The organism is Cribrihabitans marinus, from assembly GCF_900109035.1.
GTDB lineage: Bacteria > Pseudomonadota > Alphaproteobacteria > Rhodobacterales > Rhodobacteraceae > Cribrihabitans > Cribrihabitans marinus.
The window spans coordinates 80,019-98,573 of record NZ_FNYD01000008.1 but is presented as its reverse complement, the minus strand read 5'-3'; the positions used below and the strand labels follow the sequence as shown (position 1 = coordinate 98,573).

General features: G+C 67.0%; 19 protein-coding genes. 10 read left to right on the top strand and 9 right to left on the bottom strand.

Annotated features, from left to right (window positions below):
- Positions 1-9 precede the first annotated feature (9 nt).
- The gene (deoD, locus tag BMX57_RS14095) at positions 10-723 is read left to right on the top strand and encodes a purine-nucleoside phosphorylase (protein ID WP_092368308.1); all 714 of its coding nucleotides are present in this window, start codon (positions 10-12) and stop codon (positions 721-723) included.
- A 104-nt stretch (positions 724-827) separates the two neighbouring features.
- Here the strand turns inward: deoD and BMX57_RS14090 are convergent, their stop codons facing one another.
- Entirely contained in the window at positions 828-2,516 is a 1,689-nt protein-coding gene (locus BMX57_RS14090; RefSeq protein WP_092368305.1) for an acyl-CoA dehydrogenase family protein, read from the bottom strand.
- A 142-nt stretch (positions 2,517-2,658) separates the two neighbouring features.
- On the opposite strand from BMX57_RS14090, the gene BMX57_RS14085 reads away from it, so the two are divergent.
- Positions 2,659-3,426, top strand: coding sequence for a sulfite exporter TauE/SafE family protein (locus BMX57_RS14085; RefSeq protein WP_092368302.1), 768 nt, complete (start codon positions 2,659-2,661; stop codon positions 3,424-3,426).
- A 4-nt stretch (positions 3,427-3,430) separates the two neighbouring features.
- Here BMX57_RS14085 and BMX57_RS14080 read toward each other — a convergent pair whose 3' ends face one another.
- The 3 genes from BMX57_RS14080 to BMX57_RS14070 all read right to left on the bottom strand — a co-directional run bounded on the left by BMX57_RS14080 (position 3,431) and on the right by BMX57_RS14070 (position 6,250).
- Positions 3,431-3,994, bottom strand: coding sequence for a hypothetical protein (locus BMX57_RS14080; RefSeq protein ID WP_229724256.1), 564 nt, complete (start codon positions 3,992-3,994; stop codon positions 3,431-3,433).
- 2 nt (positions 3,995-3,996) lie between these two features.
- Positions 3,997-4,290, bottom strand: coding sequence for a cyclic nucleotide-binding domain-containing protein (locus BMX57_RS14075; protein ID WP_092368299.1), 294 nt, complete (start codon positions 4,288-4,290; stop codon positions 3,997-3,999).
- A gap of 361 nt (positions 4,291-4,651) precedes the next feature.
- Positions 4,652-6,250, bottom strand: a complete 1,599-nt coding sequence (locus BMX57_RS14070) for a phosphoenolpyruvate carboxykinase (RefSeq protein WP_092368816.1) — start codon at positions 6,248-6,250, stop codon at positions 4,652-4,654.
- A 340-nt stretch (positions 6,251-6,590) separates the two neighbouring features.
- Here BMX57_RS14070 and BMX57_RS14065 point away from each other — a divergent pair, with 340 nt between their 5' ends.
- Genes BMX57_RS14065 through BMX57_RS14035 form a run of 7 tightly spaced genes read left to right on the top strand, consistent with a single transcriptional unit; the run spans position 6,591 to position 11,990 of the window.
- Positions 6,591-7,298, top strand: a complete 708-nt coding sequence (locus BMX57_RS14065) for a response regulator transcription factor (protein WP_092368296.1) — start codon at positions 6,591-6,593, stop codon at positions 7,296-7,298.
- A 52-nt stretch (positions 7,299-7,350) separates the two neighbouring features.
- Entirely contained in the window at positions 7,351-9,033 is a 1,683-nt protein-coding gene (locus tag BMX57_RS14060) for a sensor histidine kinase (RefSeq protein WP_092368293.1), read from the top strand.
- A 3-nt stretch (positions 9,034-9,036) separates the two neighbouring features.
- A complete protein-coding gene (locus BMX57_RS14055) occupies positions 9,037-9,504 on the top strand; it encodes an HPr kinase/phosphorylase (RefSeq protein ID WP_092368288.1) in 468 nt (155 codons plus the stop codon).
- A complete protein-coding gene (gene rapZ, locus BMX57_RS14050; RefSeq protein ID WP_229724254.1) occupies positions 9,489-10,382 on the top strand; it encodes an RNase adapter RapZ in 894 nt (297 codons plus the stop codon). The genes BMX57_RS14055 and rapZ overlap by 16 nt, the downstream gene beginning before the upstream one ends.
- Entirely contained in the window at positions 10,379-10,771 is a 393-nt protein-coding gene (locus tag BMX57_RS14045; protein ID WP_092368282.1) for a PTS sugar transporter subunit IIA, read from the top strand. The genes rapZ and BMX57_RS14045 overlap by 4 nt, the downstream gene beginning before the upstream one ends.
- Before the next feature lie 11 nt (positions 10,772-10,782).
- On the top strand, positions 10,783-11,043 hold the full coding sequence (locus BMX57_RS14040; protein WP_092368279.1) for an HPr family phosphocarrier protein: 261 nt from the start codon (positions 10,783-10,785) through the stop codon (positions 11,041-11,043).
- A gap of 41 nt (positions 11,044-11,084) precedes the next feature.
- A complete protein-coding gene (locus BMX57_RS14035) occupies positions 11,085-11,990 on the top strand; it encodes a lysophospholipid acyltransferase family protein (protein WP_143057922.1) in 906 nt (301 codons plus the stop codon).
- 12 nt (positions 11,991-12,002) lie between these two features.
- Here the strand turns inward: BMX57_RS14035 and BMX57_RS14030 are convergent, their stop codons facing one another.
- The 4 genes from BMX57_RS14030 to BMX57_RS14015 are packed head-to-tail and all read right to left on the bottom strand — an operon-like array spanning position 12,003 to position 14,899.
- Positions 12,003-12,608 (bottom strand): pyridoxamine 5'-phosphate oxidase family protein, encoded by a 606-nt coding sequence (locus tag BMX57_RS14030; RefSeq protein ID WP_092368276.1) that lies wholly within the window; start codon positions 12,606-12,608, stop codon positions 12,003-12,005.
- Positions 12,595-13,335, bottom strand: coding sequence for a lysophospholipid acyltransferase family protein (locus BMX57_RS14025; RefSeq protein WP_092368273.1), 741 nt, complete (start codon positions 13,333-13,335; stop codon positions 12,595-12,597). The genes BMX57_RS14030 and BMX57_RS14025 overlap by 14 nt, the downstream gene beginning before the upstream one ends.
- Positions 13,335-14,225 (bottom strand): cell division protein FtsX, encoded by an 891-nt coding sequence (locus tag BMX57_RS14020; protein ID WP_092368270.1) that lies wholly within the window; start codon positions 14,223-14,225, stop codon positions 13,335-13,337. Before BMX57_RS14020 ends, BMX57_RS14025 begins: the two co-directional genes overlap by 1 nt.
- The gene (locus BMX57_RS14015; protein ID WP_092368268.1) at positions 14,222-14,899 is read right to left on the bottom strand and encodes a cell division ATP-binding protein FtsE; all 678 of its coding nucleotides are present in this window, start codon (positions 14,897-14,899) and stop codon (positions 14,222-14,224) included. The genes BMX57_RS14020 and BMX57_RS14015 overlap by 4 nt, the downstream gene beginning before the upstream one ends.
- Positions 14,900-15,081: 182 nt before the next feature.
- Here BMX57_RS14015 and BMX57_RS14010 point away from each other — a divergent pair, with 182 nt between their 5' ends.
- Positions 15,082-15,960, top strand: a complete 879-nt coding sequence (locus tag BMX57_RS14010) for a zinc-ribbon domain-containing protein (protein ID WP_092368266.1) — start codon at positions 15,082-15,084, stop codon at positions 15,958-15,960.
- Between the two features lie 12 nt (positions 15,961-15,972).
- On the opposite strand, the gene BMX57_RS14005 is transcribed toward BMX57_RS14010, so the two are convergent.
- Entirely contained in the window at positions 15,973-18,543 is a 2,571-nt protein-coding gene (locus BMX57_RS14005) for a TIGR02302 family protein (RefSeq protein ID WP_373283108.1), read from the bottom strand.
- Positions 18,544-18,555 lie beyond the last annotated feature (12 nt).

The window sequence follows — 18,555 nt, the reverse complement described above, 5'->3', positions numbered from 1 at the left end:
GTTCCCGAAATGACAATTCACATCGGCGCGAAGTCCGGGGAAATCGCCGAGACGGTTTTGATGCCAGGCGATCCCTATCGCGCGAAATGGGCGGCCGAGACCTTTCTGGACGACGCCGCCCTGGTCAACGACGTGCGCGGAATGCTGGGCTTCACCGGCACATGGAAAGGTCATCGCGTGACCATCCAGGGCAGCGGCATGGGCATGCCGTCGCTGTCGATCTACGCCAACGAGCTGATCCGCGATTACGGTGCGCGCACCCTGATCCGGATCGGTTCGTGCGGCGGAATGCAGAACGCGGTGCAGCTGCGCGACGTGATCCTTGCGATGACGGCCACCACCCTCAGCACGCCATCCCGGGGCATATTGCGCGAGTTGAACTTCGCCCCCTGCGCGGATTGGGGCCTGCTGCGGGCTGCCGCCCGGGCCGCCGAGGCCAAAGGCACGAAATGCCATGTGGGCGGGATCTATTCGTCCGATGTTTTCTATGACGAACGGCCCGACCTGAACGAGCAGATGGTGCGTCACGGCATCCTCGGCGTCGAAATGGAGGCGGCCGAGCTCTACCTTCTTGCGGCGCGGCACGGCTGCCGGGCCCTGGCGGTGCTGACGGTCTCCGACCACCTGCTCACCGGCGATGCCCTGCCCAGCGCGGACCGGGAGCGCAGCTTCGGCGACATGGTGGAGATCGCGCTGCAGGCGGCGTTTCCCGAGGCCGGGTAGCGCCGAATACTTTGGGGTGCCACCACTGTTGCGCCACTGGCTCAGGCAACAAGGGCGACAGCGCAAAGCCCCAGCCGGTCCCCGTCACGCGCGGCGAAAGACCTCTACCCCAGTAGGCGTCGGGCGATGACCTGCGCCTGGATCTCGGCCGCACCCTCGAAGATGTTCAGGATGCGGGCATCGCACAGGACGCGGCTGATCTTGTATTCCAGCGCAAACCCGTTGCCGCCGTGGATCTGCAACCCGTTATCGGCCGCGGCCCAGGCCACGCGGGCGCCCAGCAGCTTGGCCATACCGGCCTCCAGGTCGCAGCGGTGGCCGTGATCCTTCTCCCAGGCCGAGAAATAGGTCAGCTGCCGCGCCACCATGATCTCGACCGCCATCATCGCCAGCTTGCCCGACACGCGCGGGAAGGCGATCAGCGACTTGCCGAACTGCTTGCGGTCGCGGGCATATTGCATGGCGATGTCGAGGGCGGATTGCGCCACGCCGATGGCGCGGGCGGCGGTCTGGATGCGGGCGGACTCGAAGGTCTCCATCAGCTGCTTGAAGCCGCGGCCGGTCTCGCCGCCCAACAGGTTCTCGCCCTTGACGTGGAAATTGTCGAAGCCGAGCTCGTACTCCTTCATGCCGCGATAGCCCAGCACCTCGATCTCGCCGCCGGTCATGCCTTCGGTCGGGAACGGGTCGTCCTCGGTGCCCGGCGTCTTTTCGGCCAGGAACATCGACAGCCCGCGGTGATCGGTGCTGCCGGGATCGGTGCGGGCCAGCAGGGTCATTACATGGGTGCGCGCGGCATGGGTGATCCAGGTCTTGTTGCCGGTGATGCGCCAGTCATCGCCATCCTTGACCGCGCGGGTGCGCAGGCTGCCCAGATCCGAGCCGGTATTGGGTTCGGTGAACACCGCTGTCGGCAGGATCTCGGCGCTGGCGATCCGGGGCAGCCAGTTGGCCTTCTGGTCGTCGGTGCCGCCGGCGAGGATCAGCTCGGCCGCGATCTCGGACCGGGTGCCCAGCGAGCCGACGCCGATATAGCCGCGCGACAGCTCCTCGGAGACTACGCACATGGACGCCTTGCTGAGACCCAGACCGCCATGTTCCTCGGGGATGGTCAGGCCGAACACGCCCATTTCGGCCAGTTCCTCGATGATCTCGATCGGGATCAGCTCGTCCTTCAGGTGCCAGTCATGGGCATGCGGTTCAACCTTCTCGACAGCATAGCGGCGGAACTGGTCGCGGATCATCTCCAGCTCTTCCTCGAGCCCCGAGGCGCCGAACATCGTCGCGCCGGCCTGATCCTCCATCAGCGACACCAGCCGGGTGCGGGCGTCCTGCGTGTTGCCCGCCTGTGTCAGGGTCATGACCTCGTCCGACATCAAGGCCCGCATGTCGTCCTGGGCCAGGCCCAGATCCTGCAGGCGGACGATCTCGCCCTGGTTCATCTGGATGCCGCCATAGATCTGCCAGAGGTATTCGCCGAACGCGATCTGGTGGATCAGCTGCTCGATCTCGCCGAACTTGCCATCGGCCTCCAGCCGCTCGGCCCAGGCCTGCATCTGGCGCAGCGACTGGTGATAGGTGGCCAGCCAGGCCAGCCCGTGCGCCGCGGTCTGATGCGCCTCGATCAATGCGCCGGACACCCGGTCGCCGTCGCTGACCAACGCCCGCACGGCGTTGCGCGCGCGGTCGTACACGGCCTGCACCGGGTCCAGCGCGGCACCGGTCAGCCGCAGCAGGTCGGGCAAGATCGGGGATTGCGTCATCGTCGTCGGGTCCTGTCCATCATGGGCCATGAATCACTCCGTTCAGCTGTTGGACCGGTGATATCATTTTGCGCATGCAGCGCAACAAAAATACAACCTTTGGCCAATGGGTGTTCGATTGTTGCGCTGACTTTTTGCAGTGCAGCACCCGTTCAGAGTGGTAAGACGAGGGATGCTCGACGTCTTCTCGATCCTGTCACCGCTCGACCTGACGCTGGCCTTCGCGGTTGCCCTGCTCGCCGGAACGGTCAAGGGGCTGGTCGGATTTGCACTGCCGATGATCCTGATCTCGTTTCTCAGCCTGATCCTGCCGCCGGATGTGGCGCTGGCCGGGCTGATCCTGCCGACGCTGGTCACCAACGGCATCCAGGCGCTGCGGCAGGGCGTGGCGGCAGCGGTGCAATCGGTGCGCCGGTTCCGGGTGTTCCTGCTGGTCGGCGCGGCGTGCCTGCTGGCCAGCGCACAGCTGGTCACGCGCATCCCGCGCGACGCCTTCCTTACGGTACTCGGGGTGACGGTCGTGGGATTCGCGCTGTTGCAGCTCTCGGGCCTGCGGTTTCATCTGCCCCGCCGTTCGGCCCGGATCGAGGCCGGGGTCGGCGCCTTTGCCGGTCTGATCGGCGGAATGTCCGGCGTCTGGGGACCGCCGACCGTGGCCTACCTGACCGCCCTGGACACGCCGAAGGCCGAACAGATGCGCGTGCAGGGCGTGATCTATGGGCTCGGGTCGGTGCTGCTGGCCGGGGCGCATCTGGGCTCCGGCGTCCTGCGGGCCGAGACGGCACCGCTCTCGGCGCTGCTGGTGGTGCCGGCGGTGGCGGGCATGTGGCTGGGCGGGTTCTGGCAGGACAGGATCGACCAGGGAACGTTCCGCAAGGCGACGCTGGCGGTGCTTCTGGTTGCCGGCCTGAACCTGTTGCGCCGCGCCGTTCTTGGCTGACCGCTCAGGTCCTGCGCCGGTCGAGCCAGCGGAACACGAACAGCAAGCCCAGCATCAGGAAGAACAGGCCGAAGACGTCGCCGATAAACAGCGCCAGCCAATCCTCGAACCCGTTGCCGAACAGCAGGTTCAGAAGCCCCGCCGAGACCAGCGACGTTACCGCACCCACGCCCATCACGCAGATCCAGCACGGCGTGCGGCCGGGATGCGGATAGATGTCGGCGCCCAATCGCTTGAGCGCCTCGAAGATCAGCGGTGCGGCGCAGACCACGACGGCGATCCCGGCCAGCCGAGTGGGGGCGAAGGTGTTCCAGCCTGCCACGTAGAGGAACAGCAGGGCCACCCCCGGCAAGAGCGCGACGATCGCACGGGGTCCCAGCAACCAGGCCGTGAGGATGCGCACCCCGTGCGGCAGGAACAGCAGACTGGCGCGGCTGGGATATTCCGGAAAGAACAGGTTTTGCACCGGCATCAGGAACGTGAAGACGATCGTGACCGCGGCCAGATAGGCACCGGACGCGGCCAGTGTCTCGACGATCAGGCCGCGCCCGCCCCTATGACCGGGCACAGTCAAGAAGCAGGATCGTTCACGACATAGCGGCCGCGGTTCGCCGAGGCGCTTTGCGCGAGGTAGCCCTTGTTCACAAGAGATTTCAGTGCCCTGAAGAAGGTGGGCCGCGACACCCCGCTGAGCAGCTCGTGCTCGATCAGAACCAGGGTGCGCACCTGCGCATCCTGCCGCGACAGTTCGCTGGCGGCGTAATAGATGTCGCGCTCGACCGGCGACAGCTGTTCCAGGCCCAGGGCCCGCTCCATGCTCTGCAGGAGTTTGCGCAGTTCAGCGAGTTTCGGCAGGTCGGTCATCGGTGGCGTCGTTCCATTGGTCTTTGTTGCCGGTTCGGGTATCTGTGGTAATTTGGACATCCTTGGCGGTCGAATTTCAAGTATCATGTTGAAACCCGCCGGCCCGCCTCCTAAAATTTGCTTCGTTCCGGCTGCGCGAGTGAGTGAGTGGTGGCCAAATTTATTGCTTTCCGAGTAGCCCGGCGCCGAAAGGCGTCGGGTTTTTTCGCGGACGGGTGGCAGGGCATAGCCACAGACGACCACAATATCTCTTTTTCGGAATACGACACAAAAACCGGCGCGGGGCAAGCCCGGCTTCCGCCACGGCAGTCCCTACCTGTGCGGCAATTGCAACAAGCCGGCCGGGTTCATGGCGTGCGGATCAGCCGATGGCGACGGCCTTCACGTCCTCGTCGATATAGGGCAGATATTGCTCGAAATTGTCGGCAAACATCTGCACCAGCTTCTGCGCCTGTGTATCGAAACCGGCCTTGTCGTCCCAGGTCCGGCGCGGGTCCAGCAGGACTTCGGGCACGCCGGGCACATTGACCGGAACGTCGAAGCCGAAATTGGGATCCTTGCGGAATTCGGCCTCGGCCAGCGAGCCGTCCAGCGCCGCGGTGAGCAGTGCGCGCGTGGCCTTGATCGGCATCCGCGAGCCGACGCCGTAGGCGCCTCCGGTCCAACCGGTGTTTACCAGCCAGCAGGTGGCGCCATGCTGGGCGATCTTCGAGCGCAGGAGCTGGCCATAGACCTCCGGGCGGCGCGGCATGAAGGGCGCGCCGAAACAGGTCGAGAAGGTGGGTTGCGGCTCGGTCACGCCGCGCTCGGTTCCCGCCACCTTGGAAGTGAAGCCCGACAGGAAATGGTACATCGCCTGCGCCGGCGTCAGCCGCGCGATCGGCGGCAGCACTCCGAACGCGTCGCAGGTCAGCATGATGATGTTCTTGGGATGCCCGCCCAGCGCGTTCGACGACGCGTTCGAGATATAATCCAGCGGATAGGCGCAGCGCATGTTGGCGGTCAGGCTGTCATCCTCGAAATCCAGTTCCTTGGTCTCCGGGTCGTAGACCATGTTCTCGATCACGGTGGCGAATTTCGAAGTCGTGGCATAGATCTCGGGCTCCGCCTCGGGGTTGAGGCTGATGGTCTTGGCATAGCAGCCCCCCTCGAAGTTGAACGTGCCGCGATCGGACCAGCCATGTTCGTCGTCCCCGATGAGCGTGCGACCGGGATCGGCCGACAGCGTGGTCTTGCCGGTGCCGGACAGGCCGAAGAAGACGGCCGTGTCCACCGGGTTGCCGGTGGCGTGGTTGGCCGAACAATGCATCGGCATGATGCCCTTGTCTGGGAGCAGGTAGTTGAGCAGCGTGAACACCGACTTCTTGTTCTCGCCGGCATATTCGGTGCCGCCGATCAGGATCAGCTTGCGGTCGAAGTTCAGCGCGATCACGGTTTCCGACCGGCAGTCGTGGCGGGCGGGATCGGCGCGGAAACTGGGGCAATTGACGACGGTGAAATCGGCGGTGAAATCGTCCAGGTCTTCCCGGTCGGGGCGGCGCAGGAGATGGCGGATGAACAGGTTGTGCCAGGCCAGTTCGGTGACCATGCGGACGTGGATGCAATGCGCCGGATCGGCACCGCCGATCAGGTCCTGCACGAAATAGTCGCGCCCCTTCATGTGCTCGAGCATGTCGGCATGGAGCGCGTCGAACCCCGTCGGGCTCATCGCTGCGTTGTTCTCCCACCAGATCGTGTCGGTAACGCTGTCGGTTTTGACCACGTGCTTGTCCTTGGGCGAACGACCGGTGAACGTGCCGGTCGAAACCAGGAAAGCGCCGCCCTGGCCCAGGGTGCCTTCGCCGCGCCGGATCGCCTCTTCGATCAGCGCCGGCTCCATGAAGTTGTAATAGACGTTGCCCAGACCTTCGATGCCCTGATCTTCGAGGCGGAAGTTCGGGTTGACCCGTCCAGTTGTCATGCTGTCGTTCTCCATGTGTCGGCGCGTGCCGCGGCATTGTTCGGCCTGGGGCCGGTGGGGCAATCGACCGGGATTTCGGCCCGGTTGCCGCGGTCTTAGCACGCGGCTTTAGGGGCTGAACAGGACGCTTTGGCGCAGTTAGCGCAACCAAGGCGAGGTTTAGCGCAACCATCGAAACCGCCCGTCAGAGAGGCGCCGGGATTCACCCAATGGTAGTGCTTTTTTGCATTGTTTGGAGGCAGAGCGCGGGCGCAAGGCAGTTGGTGATTGATTCGGGGTCATAAAAAAGCCAAGAATGTGAACAAAAATAACAAACTTGGGCAGATTAGGGGCAAATCCTATGTCAAAAATTGCATTGGTGGACGATGACAGGAACATCCTGACGTCGGTATCCATGACCCTCGAGGCCGAAGGCTTCGAGGTCGAAACCTACAATGACGGTCAGGCCGCGCTGGACGCGTTCAACAAGAAACTGCCGGACATGGCGGTTCTGGACATCAAGATGCCGCGCATGGACGGTATGGATCTGCTGCAGCGGTTGCGCCAGAAGACCCAGATGCCGGTGATCTTCCTGACCTCGAAGGATGACGAGATCGACGAGGTTCTGGGCCTGAGGATGGGCGCCGACGACTATGTCAAGAAGCCGTTTTCCCAACGCCTGCTGGTCGAGCGGATCCGCGCCCTTCTGCGCCGGCAGGAGGCGATCGACGCCGATGCCGACGGCACCGGGGGCGGCGGCGAGACCAAGGTGATGGAACGCGGCAACCTGCGGATGGACCCGCTGCGCCATGCCGTCAGCTGGAAGGGCCAGGACGTGTCGCTGACCGTGACCGAGTTCCTGCTGCTGCAGGCGCTGGCCCAGCGGCCCGGTTTCGTCAAGAGCCGGGATCAGCTGATGGACGTGGCCTATGACGATCAGGTCTATGTCGACGACCGCACCATCGACAGCCATATCAAGCGCCTGCGCAAGAAGATGCGGACCGCCGATCAGGAATTCTCGGCGATTGAGACGCTTTATGGTATAGGTTACCGGTATAACGAGGAATAGACGCCCGAGGGGGTTGGGCGCGAAGGGGACCACCGTGCGAGATACGGGGAGCATGCAGGATCGCAGCGGCGACGTTGTGCTGGGCGACGACTGGGTTGCGCCCAACAGCACCGTTTCGCAGGAGCTGCGCGTCAAGCGGGCGCGCCGCAGCCTGTTCTCGCTGCGTGGCTCGCCGCTGACGCGCAAGATCATCACCTTCAACCTGATCGCGCTGATCGTCCTGGTGGGCGGGCTGCTCTATCTCAACGATTCCCGCGACAGCCTGGTGCTTCAACGCGCCGGCGCCCTGGTTGGCGAGACCCAGCTGGTCGGCGACGTGTTCGAGGCGCAGATGGCCGACGGCGCGCCGGTCAACCTGGCCACCGACGATGGTATCGATGTGTCCGCCACGTTGGACGGTCTGACCCTGCGCAACGGTGTCGAACTCTATGTCTTCGACACCTCCCGGAACCTGGTCGGCCAGACCACCGGCGGCGTGACAAGCCCGGCCGCACCCAGCGGCGATATCGGCAACACGATCATCACCGACAGCCTGACCGCCCTGTGGTCGGCAATCAGCGGCCTGTTCTCAGAGGAGACCGCCCCGGACAAGGTGCCTTCGCTCGAGCGGCAGGTGACCTCGCTTGTGCCCGCCGCGATGGCCGGGGGCACGCGGGTCGACACCCTGCGCGACGCCAATGGCGGCACGGTGATCGCCGCGGCGACACCGATCCTGCAGAACGGCGCGCCGATCGGGGCCGTGGCGATGACCAGCGCCGCTGGCGAGATCGACAAGCTGGCCCGGCGCGAGCGAGAGCGGGTGCTTCAGATGTTCGTCGTCGCCCTTCTGGTGTCCGTGGGCCTGAGCCTTGTGCTGGCCTCGACCATCGCCAACCCGCTGGCCGACCTGGCTGAGGCCGCGGAACTGGGCCGCGACCGCAACGCACGGCGGTTCAACCCCGGGCGTATCCGCATCCCCGACCTGACCGCCCGCCCGGACGAGATCGGCCGGCTGAGCCGGGCGCTGCGCGGCATGGTCGCCGCGCTCTACAACCGGATCGACGGCAACGAGCAATTCGCGGCCGACGTTGCGCACGAGATCAAGAACCCGCTGGCCAGCCTGCAATCCGCCGTGGGCACCCTGCGCATGATCAAGCGCGAGGATCAGCGCGGCAAGCTTCTGGACGTGATCGAACATGACGTGCGCCGGCTGGACCGTCTTGTCAGCGACATCTCGAACGCCTCGCGGCTGGACGCCGAACTGGTCAAGGAGGAGGAGCAATCCTTCAACCTGCTGGAGATGCTTGACAACCTGAGCCAGTATCTGGGCGAGGACGCGCGCGCCAAGGGCATCGACTACATCACCGATCTGCCGCCCGATCCGATCGTGATCCAGGGGCTCGAGGCGCGGCTGGCACAAGTCTTCGTCAACCTGATCACCAACGCGATCTCGTTCTGCGAGGAAGGCGATGCCATCCGGATCTGGGCCCGCCGCCGCGCGAACCGGGTGCTGGTGGTGGTCGAGGATACCGGCCCCGGCATTCCCGACGAGGCGCTGAGCAAGATCTTCAAGCGGTTCTACTCGCAGCGCCCCGAAGAGCATTTCGGCAACAATTCCGGCCTCGGCCTGGCGATCTCGAAACAGATCGTCGAGGCGCATGGCGGCGTGATCTGGGCCGAGAACATCCGCCCGACCGAGGCCGACATCACCTCGGACCCGCTGGGTGCGCGCTTTGTCGTGGGCCTGCCGGTCTGAACCGTGGGCCGCGACGCCCCGCCCGATCCGCCAGCCGAGAAATCCGTCATCCTGCATGCCTCCTGTGTCTCGGTCGAGGGCCGGGCGCTGCTGATCCGCGGCGCCTCGGGCCGCGGGAAATCCGCGCTGGCGTTGCAGATGATCGCTCTGGGCGCGCGGCTTGTGGCCGATGACCGTGTGGTCCTGTCGATCGAGGCTGGCCAGATCCGGGCCGCCGCGCCCGCCGCAATCGCCGGCCTGATCGAAGCGCGCGGCCTGGGGCTGCTGCGGGCGCCGGCGGCGCCGGCCGAAGTGGCTTATGTGCTGGACCTGGACCAGCCCGAGACGGCGCGGCTGCCGGACCCGCTGGAAACCACGCTGCTGGGACAACCCGTCCCCTTGCTTCGCGCGCCGCCTGCACCAATTGATGCGGCAGCTTTGATGCAGCTTCTCAGGGCGGGGCGCGTGGCCCCGGAATGGCCGAACTCATGAGTGCCAGGCAAAGGATCGTTCTCGTGACCGGCCCGTCGGGCGCCGGGAGGTCCACTGCGATCAACGTGCTCGAGGATCTCGGCTTCGAGGCGATCGACAACCTGCCGATGGGGTTGCTGCGCCGCCTGCTCGACGGGCCCGGGCCGCGCCCGCCGATGGCCCTGGGGCTGGACCCGCGCAACCGCGACTTCTCGACCGGCGGCTTCCTGGACCTGGCCGAGCAGCTTGGCGCGAACGCCGACCTGGACCTGACCACGCTTTACCTGGATTGCAACGAGGATGTTCTGCTGCGCCGGTTTTCCGAGACCCGCCGGCGTCACCCGATGGCGCGGGACGCCAACCCGCGCGAGGGCATCCGGCGCGAGGCGGAACTGCTGGCCCCGATCCGCGCACGCGCCGACACGCTGATCGACACCTCGGCGCTGAACGTGCACCAGCTGCGCGAGGAAGTCGAACGCTGGTTCGCCCCGAAAGAGGGCCGGCACCTGTCGGTGACGGTCGAGTCGTTTTCCTACAAGCGCGGCCTGCCGCGCGGCATGGACATGGTGTTCGACTGCCGGTTTCTGGCCAACCCGCATTGGCAGCCTGATCTGCGCGACGCCGACGGGCGCGACTCGCCGGTGGCCGCCTTCGTGGCCGCCGATCCGTCCTATGCGCCCTTTCTGGAGCGGGTCGTCGATCTGCTGGAATTTCTCCTGCCGTCGTATAGGGCCGAGGGAAAGACTCACCTTTCGGTTGCATTCGGTTGCACCGGGGGCCAGCACCGGTCGGTTGCCGTGGCCGAAGCCGCGGCAAAGGCCCTTGCAGACAAGGGCCAGCCGGTGTCAATAAGGCACCGCGAATTGATGCGCCGCAAGGCGGATGTGAGGCCGGATTGATCGGGATCGTGATCGTGGCACATGGCGGTTTGGCCAGGGAATACCTGGCCGCGATGCAGCATGTGGTGGGGCAGCAGCCCGGACTGGCCGCGATCAGCATCGAGGCGGATGACGACCGCGATGCGAAACAGGCCGAGATCTGCAGCGCCGCGGACGGGGTTGACACCGGGGACGGAGTTGTGGTCGTCACCGACCTGTTCGGCGGCTCGCCCTCGAACCTGAGCCTGCGCGCCTGCGCGCCGGTGGATCGGCGGATCCTCTATGGCGCCAATCTGCCGATGCTGATCAAACTGGCAAAGAGCCGCCACATGCCGGTCGGCGACGCCGTGCGCACTGCGATGGAAGCCGGTAGGAAGTATATCAACGCACAGAATGTGACGCTGGATTGAAGGCGGGCCGGATGGTTCTCAGGAAGCTCAAGATCGTGAACGAAAAGGGTCTGCACGCCCGGGCCTCGGCCAAGCTGGTCGAGGCATTCGACGCCACCGCCGAAGTGTCCAGGGACGGGCTGTCCGCCTCGGGCGACAGCATCATGGGGCTTTTGATGTTGGCAGCCTCTCGCGGAACGACTATTGACGTCGAGACCTCCGGACCGGATGCTGAGGCGCTGGCGGACGCGCTGGATTCCCTCGTGGCCGACAAGTTCGGCGAGGGCTACTGAAGGCGGCTGTCTGACAGCGCCGGAATGGAAAGACTGTTTACGTGGCGGACACCGCTCAGAACGACAAGGCAGAGGTCGCGGCCGCACCCGCACAAGACGGTGTGGGCGAGATCTATGATCGCCGGACGCTGACCTACGCCAATTCCTTCGACGATGTCTGGACATCGACGGCGATCCGGGCGATCGAATGGATGACGGGCAAGTTCACCATCCTGCGCATGGTCCGGCAGTTCGAGCGACAGAACGAGCATTACCGCGGCCAGCGGTTCTGGCGCGGGGCGTTGAACGTCATGGGCATCGACCTGCTGACCCCCGAGGAACAGATCGCGCGCATCCCCCGCGAGGGCCCGGTCGTGGTGGTGGCCAACCACCCGCACGGCATGGTCGACGGCATGATCCTGGCCGACATCATCGGGCGCGTTCGGCAGGATTACCGGATCCTGACCCGCTCGGTCCTGACCGGGCTGGACGAGGCTGCCAGTTCCTTCATGATCCCGGTGCCGTTTCCGCATGATCCCGAGGCGCAGGCCAAGATGCTGGAGATGCGCAACCGGGCTATGTCGCATCTGAAAGAGGGCGGTGTGGTGGCTCTGTTCCCCTCGGGCGTGGTGATGTCCGCCGACACCTGGTTCGGCCCGCCGATCGAGCGGGAGTGGAACGTGTTTACCGCCAAGATGATCCGCCGGTCGGGCGCCCGGGTGGTGCCGATCTTCTTCCCCGGTCGCAACTCGCGCGCCTATCAGATCGCCTGCCAGGTCTCGCCGATCCTGCGGCAGGGCCTCCTGCTGCACGAGATCGTGCGCGCCTGCAAGAAACCCCAGGCGCCGGTGATCGGCGCGCCGGTCGTGCCGGACCGGATGGAGCTGCTGGAGCGCGACCCGCGCGGCTTCATGACCTGGCTGCGCGAACACACCCTGTCGCTGGGGGGCGATCCGGACGGGCGCTGAGGCCCGCCGCCGTCACCACAGGCTGTTTCGCGCGCGCTCGGGCCAGGCGCGGTCATAGTCGGCGCCGCCCTCCTCGCCATCGGTCATCTCGGCCAGGATCTGGCCCACCGTGGGCAGGCCCGCGCTCTGGTCGCCGCCGGTCCAGGTTTCGGCGCGCATCAGCGCGCGGGCGCATTGGGTATAGATCTCGGCGATGTCGATCACGATCACCGTGGCAGGCCCACGGCCATCGCGGTCGAACCGGGCGCGCAGATCGTCATCGGCCGTCACCAGGCCACGCCCGTTCGCCCGCACCACGTTGTCCGACCCCGGCACCAGGAACATGAGCGAGACGCGGGGATCGCGGATGATATTGCGCAGGCTGTCCAGCCGGTTGTTCCCGCGCCAGTCGGGCAGCGCCAGGCGGCCGGGGTCCAGCTCCTGCGCTACCGGGCCGGTATCGCCGCGCGGGCTGGCGTCGGTGCCTTCTGGGCCGACCGTGGACAGGATGCACAGGCGCGATGCCTGGATCCACTTGCGATAGAGCGGCGTCATCCGGCGGGCCACCTTGAGTAGCGCCGGCGCCGCGGGCCGGCCATAGAGCGCCTTGAGCGCGTCGATATCCTCAATCGGCTGCATCGACCTTGCCCTTCGCTTCAAGCATCAGCGCATTCGAGCGCGCCTCGATGTCGCGTTCGATCCGCTCCATGAACTCGTCCCGCGCAACGCCCGGCACGATCGGGTCCAGGAACTCGACGACGCCCAGGCCCGGCTTGCGGAGGATGCCCTTGCGCGGCCAGAACAGTCCCACATTGGTCGCCGCAGGCACACAAGGGTAGCCCAGCCCCTGGTAGAGGATCGCCGTACCAACCTTGTAGGGCTTTGTCGCCCCCGGCGCGACCCGCGTGCCCTGCGGATAGATCACCAGCTGGCCGGGTTCCGAGAATTCGGCCGCCACGTCGCGGACCATCCGCGCCACCGCCTTGCCGCGCTTGCCGCGATCCACCGGGATACAACCGAGCCGCTTGGCATAGAGGCCGATGAACGGGGTCCAGAGCAACTCGCGCTTCATGATGAACTTGGCGTGCGGCACCGCGTCGAAGATCAAGATGATGTCGAAGAACGACTGGTGCTTGGCCGCGATCATCACCTCGCCCGTGGGCACCGGACCGCGAACCTCGCCGCGCAGGCCCAGCATCACGCGCGCCAGCCAGATCACCGTGCGGGCATAGATCTTGCAGGCACGAAGCGCGCCGCGCTTCGACACCAGCGCGTAGGGCGTGAACAGGATGCCCAGTACCGCCATCCACAGGTAGATGACGATCACGAAGATCAGCGACCACAGCCATCGCAGCACATGCCCCATCAGCTCAGCTCTCCCAGTCTGCGGCGGGCAGCGGCCCAGGTCGCAGCGAAGGCCACGATGGCACCCAGAAGCGGGATCAGCAACGGCAGGCCCCAGGCCAGGCCGCGGAATCCCAGCCCGGTCAGGAAGCCGCCCTCGTCCGAGGCCTCGGGCAGCAGCATGACGCCGACCATGCCCAGCACCATGCCGACCGCCGCGCCGATCAGCGCACGCAGGGTGAACCGGCGCACGAAGGCGCCGGCGATATAGCGGTCGCGCGCGCCCACCAGACGCAGCACGCCGATCACCTGCGCATTCGCCGCCAGCGCGGCATTGGCCGCCAGCGTGATCATCGCCGCCATCGCGCCGGCAATCAGCAGGATCGAGATCAGCGCCAGCCGGCGCAGGCTGTTGGCCGCATCCACCAAGGGCGCCCGCCAGCGGGTGTGGTCGTCCAGCACCGCGCCCGGCACCTCGGCCGCCAGCCGCAGGCGCAACCCGGCCGCATCGTATCCCGGTTCGGCCGCGACCACCTCGATCAGGCGGGGAACCGGCAGCGCATCAAGCGGCAGGTCCTGGCCGAACCACGGCGCAAGCAGGGCCGCCTGCTCCTCGTCGGAAAGCGCCCGGGCGCGGGCCACGCCGGGGGTCTGTTTCAGGATTGCCAGCGCCGCCTCGGTCTGGGCCGCGCGCTGGTCGGCGGGCGCGGTGATACGCAGGGTGGCGGAGCGGGCCAACTCTTCGGCCCAGCGGTCGGCCAGCCGCCCCGAGGCCAGCGAAAGCGCCATCGCGAATACCGCCAGGAAGGCCATGGCGCCCGACACGAACAGGGTCAGATGCGCGGTGTAACCGGTGGGCGGCACGACGCGGTCGGCCTGCTTGTCTCGCAGCAGAAGCGCCCCGATGTTCATAGGTCAGCCCCCGCATGTTGCAGCCGCCGGTTCGAGATCCGCAAAACGCGGGTCTGCACCTGGCTCTTGGTGGCGCGGATCAGGCCCAGGTCATGGGTGGCGATCAGCACCGTCTTGCCCATCCGGTTCAGCTCGACCAGCAATTGCATCAGGCGCTGCGACATCTCCCAATCGACATTGCCCGTGGGCTCGTCGGCCAGCACCACGTCCGGCGACATGATGACGGCCCGGGCCAGCGCGGCGCGCTGGCGCTCACCACCGGAAAGTTCCGGCGGCAGCGCATCGGTCCGCGCCGCAAGCCCCACCCATTGCATCAACTCGTCCAGGTTGCCGGCCTCGGTGGCCGTATCCCGGCCCGAGACGACCAGCGGCAGCGCGATGTTCTCGGCCAGCTTCAGATGGTCGAGGAACTGGCAGTCCTGGTGCACAACGCCGATGCGTCGACGCAGCAGCGCCATCTGGTCCCGGTCGAGCGTGCGCATGTCCTTGCCGAAGGCGCAGAGCCGGCCGGCCGTCGGCACGAGTGCGCCGTAGCACAGTTTCAGCAGCGTCGTCTTGCCAGACCCGGACGGCCCGGTGAGAAAATGGAACGATCCGGGCGGCAGCGTGACCGACACGTCGCTGAGCAGCTCTCCGCCGCCATAGCTGTAACCCACGTTTTCAAGCTCGATCAAACCCTGCCCCCTCTTGGCCTCGCCGCCTTTTGCCCCAGCGCCGCGATTGTTTCAATGCCCGCAACCGGGGCGGAATGGAGACACATGCCCGCCTTGTCCGAAAATCACCTTCCCGGTGCCAACTTAAGGACTTATGATCGCGTCAAAAATAGGGTCAGGCAGTTCCCGATGCCGGAGGCGGAATGAGACTTACATGCCCAAATTGCGGCGCCCAGTACGAGGTGCCCGACGAGGTGATCCCGCCCGAGGGCCGGGATGTGCAATGCTCGAACTGCGGCAATACCTGGTATCAGCTCTCATCCGAGCGGGTCGACGTCTCGGATGAGGATGCCGAGGCGGTGGATTCCGCCACCGATTCGCCCGAGGCCGGGCTGGATACCGAGCCTCAGCCGGAACCCGATTCCGGCTGGGCGGCCGGCAGCGAAGGCCCGGCCGACGACGAGGTCGATGAATACGAGCAGGAATACGGCGAGGAGTACGGCGACACGCCCGAAGAGATCCCCGTCCCGCAGTCCCGCACCGGGCGCGACCTTGATCCCTCGATCTCCAACATCCTGCGCCAGGAGGCCGAGCGCGAGGCGCAACTGCGCGCGCATGAGGCGGACCCGCTGGAAAGCCAGCCCGACCTGGGGCTCGAGGATGGCGGCGACGACGAGGCGGCCCGCCGCGCCCGCGAAGCGCGCGACCGCATGGCGCGGATGCGCGGCGAGGACCCCGTCGCCGACGAGGCCTTGGCCGAGGCCGGATCGCGCCGTGGACTGCTGCCCGACATCGACGAGATCAATTCGACCCTGCGCAATGAGGGCGAAACCTCGGTCGTGGCCAGCACCGACGAAGAGGCCGAGGACAGACAGAAACGCTCGGGCGGGTTCATGCGGGGGTTCGTCCTGATGATCCTGATCGGGGTGATCCTGGCGGTGCTCTACCTGAACGCCGCGCAGATCTCGGCCAGTGTGCCGCAGGCCGAACCGATGCTGAATGCCTATGTCGCGCTGGTCGATCAGGCCCGTGTCTGGCTGGACGCACAGATGGCAGCGATCCTGATCCCGTCCACCGAGTAGCGCGGCCGCCGCTCAGAACCGGTCGAGCAGCCTCCGGAGGTATTCAAGTTCCAGATCCGGCCGCTCGCCCTGTCCGGACCGGCGCCGGATCTCGTCCAGCAACTCCTGCGCGCGCCGATACACATCCTCGCCCTGCAGCAGGTTCTCGTCGGTGCCGATGGACCCGCGCGACCCCTGGTTGCGGCCCAGCGGGTCGCGGCTGTCGGCGCGGCGGTCGCTGTCCTGCATGCCCTGTCCGGGCTGTTGCTGCTCCTGCTGCGCCAAGGCCTCGCCCAGCGCCCGCATACCCTCGCGCAGCGCCTCCATCGCCTCGGCCTGCCGGTCGATGGCCCCCGGCAGGTCGTCTTGCCGCAGCGCATCCTCGGCACCATCCATCGCCCGGCCGGCGCGGTCCAGCGCCTCGCGGGCGGAGTCGCCCTCGGGCGTGCCCTGGCCCGGCAGGCCCTGCTGCTGGCGACGCAACTCGTCGCGCAGGGCTTGCTGACGGTCGGCCAGCTCGCCCTCGCCGGGCTGCTCGCCGCCCTCGCCCTGCTGGCCCTGCCGCTCACCCTGGCCCTGGCCACGGCCGCCCTGTCCGTCATGCTGCTGCCCACGCCCCTCGCCGCCGTCGCGGCCCTCGTTCTGTTGGCTCTGGCCGCTGCGGGCGTTGGGGTTGAACTGTTCCTGCAGGTCGCGGAACGCCTCGTCGGACAGGCCCTGCTGGTCGCGCAGGGTCTCGGCCAGACCCTCCATCGCGCGTTGCCCCTCGGACTGGCCGTTCTGGCCCTGCCCCTGGGTCACACGCATGTTCTCCATCATCTGCTGGAATTCCTCCAGCGCCTGCTGCGCCTCGGCCATGCGGCCCTGCTCCATCAGCTCCTGGATGCGGTCCATCATCCGCTGCAGGTCGTCCTGCGTCATCTGCATGGACTCGCCGTTCTGGCCCTGCTGCGGCTGGTCGGTCTGGTCGCCCTGCTGCTGAGCCTGGCGCGAGAGCTGTTGCAGATAGTCGTCGGTGGCCTCGCGCAGTTCCTGCATCAACTCGGCGATCTCGTCGTCCGAAGCGCCGTTCTTCATCGCCTCGGCCAGCCGCTCCTGCGCGCGGCGCAAGCGTTCCAGCGCATCCGAGAGCGTCCCGTCCTCGAGCAGCAGCGCCAGGTCCCAAAGCGCCTGCGCGATTTCGTCGCGCTGTCCTGTGGTCAGGCCGAACTCGGTAAAGGTCTCCAGCCGCCGCAACGTGACCCGCAGCCGCAAATAAGCGGTTTCCGAGCGGAACACCTCATCGGGCCGGTGCGAGATCGCGCGCAGGATCTGCGCCACCCGCGGCGCGTTCTCGCGCGTCCACAACAGGTCGCGGCGCTGTTCGATCACGGCGGCGGCCAGCGGGTCGAAGAAACGGCGCGCGGGCAGCGACATCGTGTGATCCGGCGCCTGGCCGGGTTGATCGGCGGCATCGCGCGCGGTCAGGCTCACCGTGACCGGCAGATGCGCCCAGGGATGCTGCGAGAAATCCTCGATCAGGGTCTCCTGGAATTCGGCGCGGTCGCCCGCGATCGGCATCGGCAGATCGACGGTCACCGGCTCGCGCGGCTCGGGGTCGGCGGCCAGGCCGTGCCGTCGGTCAAGCGCGTCCATGTCCAGCGCGATCACCGCCTTGCCCGACACAACGCCATAATCGTCGCTGGCCGCGAAGGGCAGGCTCATGCGGCCGCTTGCGTCGGTCTCGGCCTCGCCGGCGACGGCGATCTGCGGGGGCGAGTCGGCCACGATGTCGACCTCCCAGCCGCGGGCTCCCGGCCCGTCGATGCGGATCTCGCCAGCGCGGGTCACGTCGAACCCGTGCTGCGGCGCCTCGGGTGCGGCGACGGTCTGGCCCGAGACGGTCTCGGCCAGGCTGAGCGCGCCGACCTCGCCATAGAAATGCAGGGTGATGCGACTGCCCTGCGGCACCGTCAGCACCTCGGCGTCCTGGTCCGCCAGATAGAGCGTCGGCAGGCCGGTATAGCGCGGCGGCTCGATCCAGCCCTCCCAGGTCGGTCCCTGGGCGGCGGTGGCCGCGCCCGGCGTCATGTCGGCGACCGAGCCCACGCGCCAGATCGACCCGAAGAGCAGCGCCACCACCAGCGCCAGCAGCGCGGTGTACCGCAATGCAAATGGGTCGCGGTCGGCAAGACGCAGATCGGGCTTGACCGGCGGTGCCGCACGCACCCGCTCGGCCATGCGCGCCTGATGCGCACGCCACAGCGCCACCGAGGCGGGGTCGTCGCCGCCGATGCCCTGATCGTCCAGCACCGCCTGGATCGGGCGGCCCGGCAGGCTGGCGTCTAGACGGGCCAGGATCTCGGCCCGGCGCGGCCAGCGGAACCCGCGCAGGCCCCAGATCAGCGCCCCCACAGCGGCCAGCAGGGCCACGGCTCCGGCCGTCCAGACCCATTCGACCGCAACCAGGTCCTGAAGGCCAAGGATCAGCGCGGCCAGGGTCAGCATCACCACTGACAGGACGGGCCAGAACCGCCGCAGGAGCCGTTCGGCCAGCATGCCGAAACCGGTCAGCCAGAGCGGCAGGCGCGGTACGGGGTCGGAGCGTTGCGGCAGTCGGATCAAGTCGGGCCTCCT

Bases quoted from the DNA above. Each gene is read 5' to 3' on its own strand.
- BMX57_RS14085 (WP_092368302.1), top strand. From the start codon at position 2,659: ATGCTCGACGTCTTCTCGATCCTGTCACCGCTCGACCTGACGCTGGCC.
- BMX57_RS14030 (WP_092368276.1), bottom strand. From the start codon at position 12,608: ATGCAGCCGATTGAGGATATCGACGCGCTCAAGGCGCTCTATGGCCGG.
- BMX57_RS14090 (WP_092368305.1), bottom strand. From the start codon at position 2,516: ATGGCCCATGATGGACAGGACCCGACGACGATGACGCAATCCCCGATC.
- BMX57_RS14070 (WP_092368816.1), bottom strand. From the start codon at position 6,250: ATGACAACTGGACGGGTCAACCCGAACTTCCGCCTCGAAGATCAGGGC.
- BMX57_RS14075 (WP_092368299.1), bottom strand. From the start codon at position 4,290: ATGACCGACCTGCCGAAACTCGCTGAACTGCGCAAACTCCTGCAGAGC.
- BMX57_RS14040 (WP_092368279.1), top strand. From the start codon at position 10,783: ATGGTTCTCAGGAAGCTCAAGATCGTGAACGAAAAGGGTCTGCACGCC.
- rapZ (WP_229724254.1), top strand. From the start codon at position 9,489: ATGGCCGAACTCATGAGTGCCAGGCAAAGGATCGTTCTCGTGACCGGC.
- BMX57_RS14025 (WP_092368273.1), bottom strand. From the start codon at position 13,335: ATGGGGCATGTGCTGCGATGGCTGTGGTCGCTGATCTTCGTGATCGTC.
- BMX57_RS14010 (WP_092368266.1), top strand. From the start codon at position 15,082: ATGAGACTTACATGCCCAAATTGCGGCGCCCAGTACGAGGTGCCCGAC.
- BMX57_RS14020 (WP_092368270.1), bottom strand. From the start codon at position 14,225: ATGAACATCGGGGCGCTTCTGCTGCGAGACAAGCAGGCCGACCGCGTC.
- BMX57_RS14060 (WP_092368293.1), top strand. From the start codon at position 7,351: ATGCAGGATCGCAGCGGCGACGTTGTGCTGGGCGACGACTGGGTTGCG.
- deoD (WP_092368308.1), top strand. From the start codon at position 10: ATGACAATTCACATCGGCGCGAAGTCCGGGGAAATCGCCGAGACGGTT.
- BMX57_RS14065 (WP_092368296.1), top strand. From the start codon at position 6,591: ATGTCAAAAATTGCATTGGTGGACGATGACAGGAACATCCTGACGTCG.